The organism is Pseudomonas sp. LBUM1669, from assembly GCF_059695705.1.
The window spans coordinates 2,942,501-2,954,247 of sequence record NZ_CP166784.1 but is presented as its reverse complement, the minus strand read 5'-3'; the positions used below and the strand labels follow the sequence as shown (position 1 = coordinate 2,954,247).

Here is an 11,747-nt window from a genome sequence, read left to right as displayed (position 1 = left end):
TGATGTTTTAGCCGATGCGCAAGGCGCGCAGGTCAAGATGACCGTCCTTGAGTGGCGGGCACCAGTAGTAGCCGCCGGTGATCGGGCGGCTGATACGGTACAAACCGTCGGTGATGCCGTCTTCCAGTCCACTCATGCGCCGCAGTTGGGCTTCGAAGGCGTCGAGGGAAAAACCGAACGCGAGGAACATCAGGCCGGCGCGATCCCCTTCGATCCACGGCATCGAGCGACGGACCACGAACGCTTCGGGGGCGAAGCTTTCCTGGGCGGTGCGTTTGACGTGGGCGGAAATCGGCGCGTCATCAAGTTCTTCGTTATCGCTCAAGCGACGGCCCATGATGTTGTCCTTTTCCTGGGACGGCATCGCGTGGAAGCCTTTCAGATCATGCTGCCACTGCTGGATCGCCGCGAAGCTGCCACCGACCAGGCCATCAGCGCCCTCGCCCAACAACGCGGCGGCCACGGCGGCTTCGTCGTGCGGGTTTTCGGTACCGTCTTCGTAGCCGGTCAGGTCGTGGCCAGTCATGTGGCGGAAGGTTTCGTTCATCTGCACCAGGCGCAGGGCCGGTGCCAGCGCGGCTTCGATGGCGTTGCTGCGATTGAGCAATTCACCGCGGTCGTCGCCGTGCAGCCAGCACCAGAGCGCGTGCTGGGTCGACGGGTTGTCGACGCCAACGCCGGTCAGCGCCGGAAACGGTCGCAAGCCATCGATCTGCGCGTGCAGCGCCTTGACCAGGGATTCACCAAAGCCGACCACCGCCGATTTCCCGTCCACCCGTTGCATCAAATTGTCGAGCGCGGCCGGCAATGCTTCGGCGGATTCGAGGGCGAAGAACATATGACGGGCTTGAGGCGGAACGGGGGTGGCGAGAATGCCCGGCTGGTAGTAACTCATATGAACTCCTTGAAAAAGAGCGCGGAGTTTAACCGGGGATGAGCCTTTGTGTGCACTCCTGTAGCAGCTGCCGAGCAGCGCGAGGCTGCGTTCGGCTGCGCAGCAGTCGTAAATCCTGTGCTTACGGTTTTCCTGACACACCGCAGTGCCTGGTTTCACGACTGCTGCGCAGCCGAACGCAGCCTCGCGAAGCTCGGCAGCTGCTACGAAGGATGGTCAGCGCATGTTCGGTCAGGCGGCGGCGCAAGGTGCGGCTACTCATGTTCGGGTCGGCGGCGATCTTCTTGATGTGACTGCCCTCGGTCGTGCGGCCCCAGCAGACGCAGGTATTCGCTGAGCAGCGCCGCGCAGACGCCGCCCACCAACGCCAAACAGAGGCTAGGCTTTTCAGAGACTCGACTGTCCCGCACGGTTGTCCTCTCGCGGGGAACACCTTTTTTATTGCGATCTGGCACAGGTCAACACTAAGGTACCGACGCGGGTGGGGTTGAGGGCATTGGGGGCCAACAAGGGGGGCATCTGAGGCCATGACCGAAGGTGGCTGCACTTCCACGATCGAAAACCCTGAACCGCCGAACGATGAGATGAGTCATGACAAGCGAGGCCGAGGTCTGCTAAAACGATTCATCAGTTCATCACACAATCCAGACGGGGTAGCGACATGACCACAGCACATATCCTTGGCAACCTGTTTCCCGACTCAAGTGACATCCCGGAAAAATACCGCCTCGACGGCCAGACCGAGCAGCGTGAATACCTGGTCGACGGCGAACTGAAAACCTGGTCCGGCCCCCTCGCCCAAGTCCGCAGCCCGGTGTACCTGACCGGCAAAAATGGCGACGAACAAGTGATCCTCGGCAGCACGCCGCTGCTCGACGCAGAAACCGCATTGACCGCGCTGGACGCCGCCGTCCGCGCCTATGACCGGGGCCAGGGCCTGTGGCCGACCATGCGCGTGGCCGAACGCATCCAGCACGTCGAAACGTTTCTGGGCCACATGCGCGAACAGCGTGAGGCGGTGGTCAAGCTGCTGATGTGGGAGATCGGCAAGAACCTCAAGGACTCGGAGAAAGAGTTCGACCGCACCTGCGATTACATCGTCGACACCATCAACGCCCTCAAGGAACTCGACCGTCGCTCCAGCCGCTTCGAGCTGGAACAGGACACCCTCGGGCAGATCCGCCGCGTTCCACTGGGTGTCGCCCTGTGCATGGGCCCTTACAACTACCCGCTGAACGAAACCTTCACCACGCTGATTCCGGCGCTGATCATGGGCAACACCGTGGTGTTCAAACCGGCCAAGCTGGGTGTGCTGTTGATACGGCCGCTGCTGGAAGCCTTCCGCGACAGTTTCCCGGCCGGGGTGATCAACGTGATCTACGGCAGCGGACGCGAGACCGTCAGTGCACTGATGGCCAGCGGCAAGATCGATATCTTTGCGTTTATCGGCACCAACAAAGCCGCCAGCGATCTGAAAAAACTCCACCCCAAACCTCACCGTTTGCGCGCAGCACTGGGCCTGGATGCGAAGAACCCGGGCATTGTGTTGCCGGAAGTCGATCTGGACAACGCGGTGAACGAAGCGGTAACCGGCTCGCTGTCGTTCAACGGTCAGCGTTGCACCGCCCTGAAAATCCTTTTCGTCCATGAAGACGTGGTCGAGTCGTTCATCGAGAAATTCAACGCCAAACTGGCCACTCTGAAACCGGGTATGCCATGGGAAAGCGGAGTAGCGCTGACCCCACTGCCGGAAGCGAGCAAGGTCGATTACCTGCACTCGCTGGTCGCGGACGCGGTCAGCAAAGGCGCCAAGGTCGTCAATCCAAATGGCGGTGAATCGCGAGCGTCGTTCTTCTACCCGGCGGTGCTGTTCCCGGTGACGCCGCAGATGCGCGTCTACCAGGAAGAACAATTCGGCCCGGTGGTGCCGATCGTGCCTTACAAGCATCTCGACACGGTGATTGACTACGTCCTGGAATCGGACTTCGGCCAGCAATTGAGTATCTTCGGCACCAACCCGGTTGCGGTCGGTCGACTGGTGGACACCTTTGCCAACCAGGTCGGCCGGATCAACCTTAACGCCCAGTGCCAACGCGGGCCTGACACCTATCCGTTCAATGGCCGCAAGAACTCCGCCGAAGGCACATTGTCGGTGCATGATGCGCTGCGGGTGTTTTCGATCAGGACGCTGGTGGCGACCAAGTTCCAGGAATCCAACAAGGAACTCATCAGCGAGATCATCAGCGGACGCAGTTCGAGTTTCCTGACCACCGATTACATCTTCTGAGGACACCGAGCCTGAACACGTTCAGAGCCCATCGACTGCCACCGCTGCTGCGCCGGTTACTGCGTCCGTTGCTGGACCCGTATCGGCGCTATCGCCACGCCAGACTGATCCACGCGGTCCGCGTGTCGCTCGGCTTGCTGGCATCGATCATGCTGACCACCGGCATCAACCTGCCCCACGGTGAGTGGGCGTCGGTGACGATGCTGGTGGTGATCGGCGGTTTGCAGCACCACGGCAACATCGGCAAAAAAGCCGCGGAGCGCGCCATCGGTACGTTGATCGGCGCCGCTATCGGCCTGCTGCTGGTGGCGCAACAGGCCTGGCTCGGGATGCCTTGGCTGACCTATTTTGTGATGTCGGTGGTGTGCGGGTTTTTCTCGTATCACGCCATCGGCAAGGGCGGTTACACCGCTCTGCTGGCGGGGATCACGGTGTTTATTGTCGCCGGGCATGGCGACAACCCGATCTCCGACGGGCTGTGGCGCGCTGTGGACATTCTGATTGGCGTGGCCCTGGCCCTGGCCTTTTCTTTCGCCCTGCCGTCGTATGCGGTTTTTTCCTGGCGCTATAACCTGGCCAACTCGCTGCGCGATTGCGCGACGATTTACGGACGCATCATCGATGGTCAGTCCGTCTCCGATGACGAACACCTGAAGCTGATGAATCGCCTGAACGCGGCGATGGTGCAATTGCGCTCGCTGATGCCGTCGGTGTCCAAGGAAGTGAAGATTTCCATGACCGAACTCGATGCGATTCAGCGTCATTTGCGCATGTGCGTCAGCACTCTGGAGATCCTTGGCAACACCCGGCCGGATGCAAAGGATCGCGACGCCGTGGCGCATCTGCGGTCGAGTTTTAAAGCCGAGCACCGGCAGATTCGTGTGCAGCTGATCGGCATGGCCCGGGCGCTGAAAACCGGCGCGGCGCAGCGGCTCAGTCGCCCCATCGATTTGCCGGTTGATTCAAGTCTTGAAGCACCGGCCTACAACCCGTTGGGCTATCAATTGTTGATACGCCAGTTCGCTTCGAACATCGACGAGATGCGCCAGCGACTGGCGAAGACCGCGCCGCGCTGGAACATCTAACGCACGCTTATTGAGTCACTGCCCGACGAGACTTCAAGCCCCAGCCCTGCTGCATGCCTGCGGCGGCCAGCAGAATCGCGGCAACGCCGATCCACTGCAGCGGCTCCAGGCGATGACCGAAGGCAAACCAGTCAACGAAAATCGCCGCAATCGGGTAGATGAACGACAGCGTACCGGTCAATGTCGTCGGCAGTTTTTGAATCGCGCCGTACAGCAGCACATACATCACGCCGGTGTGGACGATGCCCAGCGTCACCAGGCTGGCCCAGGCGCTGGGTGCTTGCGGCAACGCCGAAAAGTGCGCAAAAGGTGCGAGCAACAGCACCCCGGTGCTGACCTGGACCAGGGCAATCAAATGCGGTGGCGTGCCGGTCAGGTGTTTGATGATCAATGCTGCAATCGCGTACAGAAACGCAGCCCCCAAGGCCAGACCGATTCCCATCAGGTAATCGTTGCCCCCTGCGCCCTGCTCGCCATGAGCGCTGACAATGGCCAGCATCCCGAGAAACGAAATACCCAGCCAGAACAGCTTTTGCAGGGTGATTTTCTCGCCCAGAAACAGCGCCGCCAACCCGACTAGCATGAACGGTTGAACGTTATAAACCGCCGTGCCAATGGCAATCGAGGCACGGGAGTAAGAGGCGAACAACAGCACCCAGTTGCCGACAATTGCAACCCCGCTGAGCACCGCCAGCAGGAAGGTGGTGCGGGTCAGAATGCCCGGGCGCAGGAAGCCGAATGCCGCGCAGATCAACAACAGCGTGCCCGCGCCGAACACGCACCGCCAGAACACCACGTCCAGCACGGGCTGCCCGGACACCAGCACGAACCAACCGATGGTCCCGGAAATCAGCATGGCGGCGGTCATTTCGAATGAACCGCGACGTATGTTTTTGTCCATCATCAGACTCCTGTGATTGAGGCCAAATTATGACAATCCGTCCAAGGGCATCTCCAGCGCAAAAAGCAGGCTAAACTCGGCTTCTGCCTTTTTTATCAAGGCGTATTCTGTCAACTGCCTAACAGGGGATTTGCCATGACCGACGACATCGACCAAGTGCTCATCACCGCATTAATGGACGACTCACGCCGCTCGCTCAAGGCATTGGCGCAGATCAGCGGCCTGTCCTCCCCCAGCGTTGCCGAACGCCTGCGCCGACTCGAAGAGCGTGGCGTGCTCAAGGGCTACACCGTCGAAATCGACCCCAAGTGCTTCGGTTATCAACTCCAGGCCATCGTGCGGATCCGCCCGTTGCCGGGCCAGTTGCAGGAAGTCGAACGGCAGATTCAGGCCATCCCCGAATTCACCGAGTGCGACAAAGTCACCGGCGATGACTGCTTCATCGCCCGGCTGCATGTGCGCTCGATGGAGCAACTGGACACCCTGCTTGATCGCCTAAACACCCACGCCGAAACCAACACCGCCATCGTCAAGAAGACTCCGGTCAAACGCCGCTTGCCACCGATGGCGTGAGTGCGATTTAGATTCGAAACGCGTAAATTGACTGTTTTCCGGCGAAGGATTGGCGGTATGAAATTTCAGGTGATTTTACTCGCGGTGGTTATGCTGGCGGGTTGCGGCACGGTTCAAACAGTTGTGCGCGGTGATGAAGTGGCGGCGAAGAGTCTCAAGGATCAGAAAAGCTACTGCGGTGCGGTTCCCCGAATCTACAGCGGCGTGACCTATGATTTCTGCATGCTCAATGCGCCCCTGGAAAAAGGACGGGATGCGCAGGTGCATGACAATGCTCCGGCCATTGTGCTGATCGACGTGGTTCTGTCCGGCGCGCTCGATACCTTGCTCCTGCCCTATACCCTCTACCGTCAGCAGGCCGATGGCAGCATTCTTGTTGACTGACCCCGAATTTCAGTCAATAAAAAACCCGCCTAGGCGGGTTTTTTACTTAAAGCCTGCGATTAATCATCGCGACTCATGATGCCGAACAGCTGCAACAAGCTGACGAACAGGTTGTAGATCGATACATACAGGCTGATGGTCGCCATGATGTAGTTACGCTCGCCGCCGTGAATGATGGCGCTGGTCTGGAACAGAATGCAGACCGAGGAGAACAGCACGAAACCTGCGCTGATCGCCAGTTGCAGGCCGCTGATCTGGAAGAAGAAGCTCGCCAGCGTCGCACCCAGCAGCACGAAGAAGCCTGCTGTGATGAAACCACCGAGGAAACTCATGTCCTTGCGGGTAATCAGCACGTAAGCCGACAGACCACCGAAAACCAGCGCGGTCATTGCGAAAGCCGAACTGACGACTTCAGCACCGCCCTGCATGCCCAGGTAGCGGTTGAGGATCGGGCCGAGCAGAAAACCCATGAAACCAGTCAGGGCAAATGCCGACACCAGGCCCCAGGCCGAGTCACGGAGCTTGTTGGTGAGGAAGAAAAGCCCGTAGAAGCCGATCAGCACCACGAAAATATTCGGGTAGCCAACACGCATCTGCTGAGCAACGAACGCCATCACGCCGCTGAATGCGAGGGTGAGAGCGAGCAAGCCGTATGTGTTGCGCAGGACGCGGCTAACCTCTAGCTGCTCAGCCTGCACGCTGTTATTAACTGCGTAATCCTGTTCGCGCATGGCGACACTCCTGTTGGTTTGAAACGTTCAGTCGCAAAGATCATAACAGACGCTCTGTAACAAGCCATGCAGAGAGTTTGACAGTGTGTTTCATTCAGGTATTATGGCGCCCGCAACGCAAACGGAGGTGTGGCCGAGTGGTTTAAGGCAACGGTCTTGAAAACCGTCGACTGTAACAGGTCCATGAGTTCGAATCCCATCGCCTCCGCCATATTTGTACCGATAGAGCCCTGATTATTCAGGGCTTTTTCGTTTCTGGCTTTTGATGAAACGCCTACAGCCCATACTGCAGCCCTTGAGGTGTAAGTTTGGCCAGATGTCGGAGGTTAAGAATGCACGAGGGCTCCCTTGCGCTTGGCAAGATAAGTAACGGTAAGCCAGCCAGAAGCCAACGCCAGCAGAACGCACACGCCGACAGAATCCCGCCTACCCAATTGGGTGCGGCATAACCGACCCCTTGGGCGATCACCCAACCGCTCAGCCAGGCGCCGATCGCGTTGCCTAGATTGAACAACCCGATGTTCACGGATGCGGCCAAGTTGGGCGCACCGGCAGCACGCGCCTTGTCCATCACCAGGCGCTGAATCGGCGACACACTGGCAAAGCCAAAACCGGCCATCATAAACACGCACAAGGCTGACGCAACGCGGCTTTCCACGACGATGAAAAACGCGAACAGTACCAACGCCTGTCCCGCCAAGGTCACGTACAACAAGGGCATCAAGGCGCGGTCGGCGCGCGCCAGGACACTATCTGTCCCAGCCAGGTGCCGGCTGGCGTGCCGATCAGATTCGCCAGCGTCAGACCGCGGAACATGAAGGCAATGGCGCTGGTGCGGCGGTTAGGTGCCACCAACTCTTAAGCGAGGATCGAGCCGATGCCGATGAAGGCGCCGTGGGTCAGCGAAGTGACGACTCAACCGGTCAGGGCCCAGGCAAATGTCGGAGCGAGCGCGGTCAATAAATTGCCCACGATGAATGCTGGTACAGACACTGCGCGACGTGGAGGCCCGGGGCTTGGTCACGCGGTACGTTCACACCGTCGTGCCGCCCAAAGTGGAATACGAACTCACGCCCCAGGGTAAAACCTTCGCCGAAGCCGTTGAAATGCTCGTAACCGCTCCATGAACCCCACATTCAAAGCCGCCAATTGATCCCGGATGCTGTGCTCCCGATTCCTTTCTGGAGCCCATCCGCCATGATGCGACCCGACGCAAAAGTCGAAAAAGTGTATCTGTACCCCAAGCCCGTCGACTTCCGAAAATCAATTGATGGCCTGGCTGCGCTGGTCGAGCTGGACATCAAGGTCGCCGTGTTTGACCCGGTGCTCTTCGTCTTCCTCAACAAACCGCGCAACCGCGTGAAGATTTTGTACTGGGAGCGCAACGGCTTCTGCCTTTGGCTCAAGCGCCTTGAATCTGAGCGATTCAAAACATCGCCCGATGCCACCGACGAGGCGATTGTCCTAACTGTTCAGGAACTCAACTGGATGCTCGACGGTTTCGACCTCTGGCGTAACCGTCCTCATCAGGTTTTGACGCCGCGATTCGTGGCCTGATTCGTTATAATCCAGGGCATGATTTCAATGCCCAAAGATCTTCCTGACGATCCTGCGCTGCTCAAGCAATTGCTAGAGCAAATGCTGCTTGAGCGCGAGTCTAACAAGGGCCGTATTGTTCATCTTGAAGAAGAAAACGCGCTGCTGCGTCAGCGCCTGTTCGGACGCAAGTCCGAACAAACAGCCGATCCGGCCACGCCGCAGTTAGCTCTTTTCAACGAAACTGAAAGCATCGCCGAACCCGTCGGCGAAGACGCTGAAGAAGAGGTCGTCGGTCCAGCCAGGCGTCGCGGTAAACGAAAGCCGCTGCCCGCCGACCTGCCACGTATCGAAGTCATCCACGAACTTCCCGAGGATGAACTGACTTGCGTTTGCGGCTGCCGCAAACACGCCATTGGCGAAGAAGTCAGCGAGCAGCTTGAAATCGTGCCGATGCAGATTCGCGTTATCAAACATGTGCGCAAAGTTTATGGCTGCCGCGATTGTGAGACCGCACCGGTCACTGCGGATAAGCCGGCTCAACTGATTGAAAAAAGCATGGCCAGCCCAAGTGTTCTGGCGATGCTGCTGACCACCAAGTACGTGGACGGTCTGCCGCTTCACCGTTTTGAAAAAGTACTAGGCCGCCACGGCATCGATATTCCGCGCCAGACCCTGGCTCGCTGGGTTATCCAGTGCGGCGAGCACTTCCAGCCGCTGCTGAATTTAATGCGCGATAGCCTGTTGGCCAGCCGTGTCATCCACTGCGATGAAACACGCGTACAGGTGTTGAAAGAGCCTGACCGAGAGCCGAGCAGTCAGTCCTGGATGTGGGTGCAAACCGGCGGCCCGCCAGACAAACCGGTGATCCTTTTCGACTACTCCACCAGCCGAGCGCAGGAGGTACCGTCGCGCCTGCTCGAAGGTTATCGCGGCTACGTCATGACTGACGATTACGCGGGTTACAACGCGCTGGGAGCACAGGCCGGAGTTGAACGTTTAGGGTGTTGGGCTCACGCACGGCGTAAATTTGTCGAAGCGCAAAAAGTACAGCCCAAGGGCAAGACAGGACGGGCCGACATCGCATTGAAGTTGATCAGTAAACTATATGGCATCGAGATCGCCTACAAACGGAGTGGTGATGAGGCGCGGAAAAGAGGCCGCCAGGAGTTGAGCGCCAGCGTGCTGAGTCAACTGAAAGACTGGATGCTAAAGACGCTGCCGTACGTGACTACACAGAACGCATTGGGCAAAGCCGTCAGCTACTTGGCAAACAACTGGAACAAACTCGAGCGGTACGTCGAGGAAGGTTACTTGCCCATCGACAACAACGCCGCAGAACGTGCAATACGGCCGTTCGTTATCGGAAGAAAAAACTGGTTGTTTAGCGACACGCCAAAAGGGGCGACGGCTAGCGCTCAACTTTACAGCTTGGTCGAGACTGCTAAAGCCAACGGCCAAGAGCCCTATGCGTGGCTGCGCCACGCACTTGAGCGCCTGCCAATGGCGGCTTCGGTGGAAGATTACGAAGCCCTGCTACCTTGGAAATGCGCACCCCAATCTCATAGCTAACCGCACCGCCCACCTTTGACTAGGTGGGTTTTATGGAGCGCTTACAAATGCTCTATCGCTGGGGGGAGGAACATCAGCAAGCACTGGACGACCTTGAAGCGAACTTGGCCGGTGCTCAGGTAAACCTCGACCCTTCGTTGGAAGAAAGTTGAAAGGCCGCCTTCTCATCAGGGTGGAAGGCAGCCCGGCAGATTTATTCCGACGCGTCCTGGCTGAACTGGATACCGGCATTGCCGCCGGTTTGGATGAACAGATCGACGAAGCCGGGGACGGTCTCGCTGCGGTTCCAATCGCGCTGAAGCTCGCAGAACAGGCCCATGGTGGAGATTAGCTTGCCGCCCGCTTGTTCGATGCGGCGCAATGCCGCTTCGTGTCCGGCTCCCGAAGTAGCGCCGGACGCGTCGACAATCGCGTAAACCTCATAACCGGCGGCAAGGGCGTCTAGTGCAGGAAACAGTAAGCAGGCATCCGACCATAGCCCAGCCATGATCAGCTTCTTGCGACCGGTCTGCTTGACCGCTTGAACAAATTCGACATCTTCCCAGCTGTTGATATTGATGTCCCTGGAGCCTGATATCCAGCGCATTGTGCTCCTCGACGGCCCGTCGGTGCTTGGCGAGACGCGGTTCGCAGGTGTCGCCTTCTGAGCGCACTACTCTTATGGAAGTCGGAGGGGATTATGGAGCGCTTACCATCCAACACCCCTCCCCTGAAAACGGCCGTGTCAATTTTCAGAAAAGGCCTAGTGATGAGGGTTTCATCTTCAAGGCTCAACCGGCAGAACCAGCGATAAGCCAAGCTCAAATGGGCCTTTTCGCACAACCGCCGTTCTGAGCAAATACCGTAGCAATAGCCCACGATCAGCATACGAATCAGCAGTTCAGGATCAATCGGGCTGTAGACATCGGTGAGGTGAAGGCGCAACTGGCTCAGATCGAGACACTGATCAATGCTGCGCAGAGGGGCAAGGAGCAATCAATAGTTGGCGCAAACCCAGCAGGCACTCCGTACCAATCTCCGGATACTTATTTCGAGACAAAACAAAACCCCTACCTGCATACGCAGATAGGGGTTTCGGAATTTAATCTTGACGATGACCTACTCTCACATGGGGAAACCCCACACTACCATCGGCGATGCATCGTTTCACTGCTGAGTTCGGGATGGGATCAGGTGGTTCCAATGCTCTATGGTCGTCAAGAAATTCGGTAGCCAGGTCGTTCTCCTTACGGATTACGCTCCAGCGAATGGGTATGTGATAGATCTCGGTGTTTTGTGAGTCTTTCGAACTTTCGGTTCGTTTCGTCTTCACACACCGCAATCTGGTGCTCTTTCGCTTTTCAGCTCAAAGCTTGCAAATTGCTTGGGTGTTATATGGTCAAGCCTCACGGGCAATTAGTATTGGTTAGCTCAACGCCTCACAGCGCTTACACACCCAACCTATCAACGTCGTAGTCTTCGACGGCCCTTCAGGGGACTCAAGGTCCCAGTGAGATCTCATCTTGAGGCTAGTTTCCCGCTTAGATGCTTTCAGCGGTTATCTATTCCGAACATAGCTACCCGGCAATGCCACTGGCGTGACAACCGGAACACCAGAGGTTCGTCCACTCCGGTCCTCTCGTACTAGGAGCAGCCCCTCTCAAATCTCAAACGTCCACGGCAGATAGGGACCGAACTGTCTCACGACGTTCTAAACCCAGCTCGCGTACCACTTTAAATGGCGAACAGCCATACCCTTGGGACCGGCTTCAGCCCCAGGATGTGATGAGCCGACATCGAGGTG

Annotated in this window: 12 protein-coding genes, 1 tRNA gene, 2 rRNA genes and 2 pseudogenes (1 of these 17 cut by a window edge); 9 read left to right on the top strand and 8 right to left on the bottom strand. The window is 58.0% G+C overall.

The window, feature by feature from the left end; translation table 11 throughout:
- Positions 1-7: 7 nt before the first annotated feature.
- Positions 8-895, bottom strand: a complete 888-nt coding sequence (locus ACA051_RS13870) for a Dyp-type peroxidase (RefSeq protein ID WP_497310310.1) — start codon at positions 893-895, stop codon at positions 8-10.
- 661 nt (positions 896-1,556) lie between these two features.
- Between ACA051_RS13870 and ACA051_RS13865 the strand changes: the two genes are divergently transcribed.
- Both ACA051_RS13865 and ACA051_RS13860 read left to right on the top strand, forming a co-directional pair.
- Positions 1,557-3,182 carry an NADP-dependent glyceraldehyde-3-phosphate dehydrogenase gene (locus tag ACA051_RS13865; protein ID WP_497310309.1) on the top strand — a complete coding sequence of 542 codons (1,626 nt, stop codon included), beginning with the start codon at positions 1,557-1,559 and terminating at the stop codon, positions 3,180-3,182.
- 68 nt (positions 3,183-3,250) lie between these two features.
- A complete protein-coding gene (locus ACA051_RS13860; RefSeq protein ID WP_497375264.1) occupies positions 3,251-4,267 on the top strand; it encodes an FUSC family protein in 1,017 nt (338 codons plus the stop codon).
- Between the two features lie 7 nt (positions 4,268-4,274).
- Here the strand turns inward: ACA051_RS13860 and ACA051_RS13855 are convergent, their stop codons facing one another.
- A complete protein-coding gene (locus ACA051_RS13855) occupies positions 4,275-5,168 on the bottom strand; it encodes a DMT family transporter (RefSeq protein WP_497310307.1) in 894 nt (297 codons plus the stop codon).
- Between the two features lie 135 nt (positions 5,169-5,303).
- Between ACA051_RS13855 and ACA051_RS13850 the strand changes: the two genes are divergently transcribed.
- Together ACA051_RS13850 and ACA051_RS13845 are read left to right on the top strand one after the other, a co-directional pair.
- A complete protein-coding gene (locus ACA051_RS13850) occupies positions 5,304-5,741 on the top strand; it encodes an Lrp/AsnC family transcriptional regulator (protein ID WP_010461024.1) in 438 nt (145 codons plus the stop codon).
- Between the two features lie 57 nt (positions 5,742-5,798).
- Positions 5,799-6,125 carry a YceK/YidQ family lipoprotein gene (locus tag ACA051_RS13845; protein ID WP_497310306.1) on the top strand — a complete coding sequence of 109 codons (327 nt, stop codon included), beginning with the start codon at positions 5,799-5,801 and terminating at the stop codon, positions 6,123-6,125.
- A gap of 59 nt (positions 6,126-6,184) precedes the next feature.
- Here the strand turns inward: ACA051_RS13845 and ACA051_RS13840 are convergent, their stop codons facing one another.
- Positions 6,185-6,856 (bottom strand): Bax inhibitor-1/YccA family protein, encoded by a 672-nt coding sequence (locus tag ACA051_RS13840; RefSeq protein ID WP_008006561.1) that lies wholly within the window; start codon positions 6,854-6,856, stop codon positions 6,185-6,187.
- A gap of 123 nt (positions 6,857-6,979) precedes the next feature.
- On the opposite strand from ACA051_RS13840, the gene ACA051_RS13835 reads away from it, so the two are divergent.
- A tRNA-Ser gene (locus ACA051_RS13835) sits at positions 6,980-7,067 on the top strand.
- 63 nt (positions 7,068-7,130) lie between these two features.
- On the opposite strand, the gene ACA051_RS13830 is transcribed toward ACA051_RS13835, so the two are convergent.
- Positions 7,131-7,577 (bottom strand): hypothetical protein, encoded by a 447-nt coding sequence (locus ACA051_RS13830; RefSeq protein ID WP_497375262.1) that lies wholly within the window; start codon positions 7,575-7,577, stop codon positions 7,131-7,133.
- A 256-nt stretch (positions 7,578-7,833) separates the two neighbouring features.
- Between ACA051_RS13830 and ACA051_RS13825 the strand changes: the two genes are divergently transcribed.
- The 3 genes from ACA051_RS13825 to tnpC all read left to right on the top strand — a co-directional run bounded on the left by ACA051_RS13825 (position 7,834) and on the right by tnpC (position 9,964).
- On the top strand, positions 7,834-7,983 hold the full coding sequence (locus ACA051_RS13825) for a winged helix-turn-helix transcriptional regulator (RefSeq protein WP_497375260.1): 150 nt from the start codon (positions 7,834-7,836) through the stop codon (positions 7,981-7,983).
- Between the two features lie 70 nt (positions 7,984-8,053).
- Complete coding sequence (gene tnpB, locus ACA051_RS13820) at positions 8,054-8,413, top strand: IS66 family insertion sequence element accessory protein TnpB (protein ID WP_024647222.1); 360 nt, start codon at positions 8,054-8,056, stop codon at positions 8,411-8,413.
- An 18-nt stretch (positions 8,414-8,431) separates the two neighbouring features.
- Positions 8,432-9,964, top strand: coding sequence for an IS66 family transposase (tnpC, locus tag ACA051_RS13815; protein ID WP_497370753.1), 1,533 nt, complete (start codon positions 8,432-8,434; stop codon positions 9,962-9,964).
- 193 nt (positions 9,965-10,157) lie between these two features.
- Here the strand turns inward: tnpC and ACA051_RS13810 are convergent.
- Positions 10,158-10,520: pseudogene (locus ACA051_RS13810) on the bottom strand (isochorismatase family protein); the annotation flags it as partial.
- A gap of 1 nt (position 10,521) precedes the next feature.
- On the opposite strand from ACA051_RS13810, the gene ACA051_RS13805 reads away from it, so the two are divergent.
- Entirely contained in the window at positions 10,522-10,611 is a 90-nt protein-coding gene (locus ACA051_RS13805; protein ID WP_497310303.1) for a TetR family C-terminal domain-containing protein, read from the top strand.
- 109 nt (positions 10,612-10,720) lie between these two features.
- On the opposite strand, the pseudogene ACA051_RS13800 reads toward ACA051_RS13805, so the two are convergent.
- From ACA051_RS13800 to ACA051_RS13790, 3 genes and pseudogenes are all read right to left on the bottom strand, one after another.
- Positions 10,721-10,924: pseudogene (locus ACA051_RS13800) on the bottom strand (transposase); the annotation flags it as partial.
- A gap of 125 nt (positions 10,925-11,049) precedes the next feature.
- Positions 11,050-11,165: ribosomal RNA gene (gene rrf / locus ACA051_RS13795) — 5S ribosomal RNA — on the bottom strand.
- A 173-nt stretch (positions 11,166-11,338) separates the two neighbouring features.
- Positions 11,339-11,747, bottom strand: a 23S ribosomal RNA gene (locus tag ACA051_RS13790); it runs 2,483 nt beyond the window's last position.

What these genes read in the sequence shown, in the direction of transcription:
- ACA051_RS13855 (WP_497310307.1), bottom strand. Translation starts at nt 5,168, where the DNA reads ATGGACAAAAACATACGTCGCGGTTCATTCGAAATGACCGCCGCCATG.
- ACA051_RS13850 (WP_010461024.1), top strand. Translation starts at nt 5,304, where the DNA reads ATGACCGACGACATCGACCAAGTGCTCATCACCGCATTAATGGACGAC.
- ACA051_RS13825 (WP_497375260.1), top strand. Translation starts at nt 7,834, where the DNA reads ATGCTGGTACAGACACTGCGCGACGTGGAGGCCCGGGGCTTGGTCACG.
- ACA051_RS13845 (WP_497310306.1), top strand. Translation starts at nt 5,799, where the DNA reads ATGAAATTTCAGGTGATTTTACTCGCGGTGGTTATGCTGGCGGGTTGC.
- tnpB (WP_024647222.1), top strand. Translation starts at nt 8,054, where the DNA reads ATGATGCGACCCGACGCAAAAGTCGAAAAAGTGTATCTGTACCCCAAG.
- ACA051_RS13805 (WP_497310303.1), top strand. Translation starts at nt 10,522, where the DNA reads ATGTCCCTGGAGCCTGATATCCAGCGCATTGTGCTCCTCGACGGCCCG.
- ACA051_RS13830 (WP_497375262.1), bottom strand. Translation starts at nt 7,577, where the DNA reads ATGCCCTTGTTGTACGTGACCTTGGCGGGACAGGCGTTGGTACTGTTC.
- ACA051_RS13865 (WP_497310309.1), top strand. Translation starts at nt 1,557, where the DNA reads ATGACCACAGCACATATCCTTGGCAACCTGTTTCCCGACTCAAGTGAC.
- tnpC (WP_497370753.1), top strand. Translation starts at nt 8,432, where the DNA reads ATGATTTCAATGCCCAAAGATCTTCCTGACGATCCTGCGCTGCTCAAG.
- ACA051_RS13870 (WP_497310310.1), bottom strand. Translation starts at nt 895, where the DNA reads ATGAGTTACTACCAGCCGGGCATTCTCGCCACCCCCGTTCCGCCTCAA.
- ACA051_RS13840 (WP_008006561.1), bottom strand. Translation starts at nt 6,856, where the DNA reads ATGCGCGAACAGGATTACGCAGTTAATAACAGCGTGCAGGCTGAGCAG.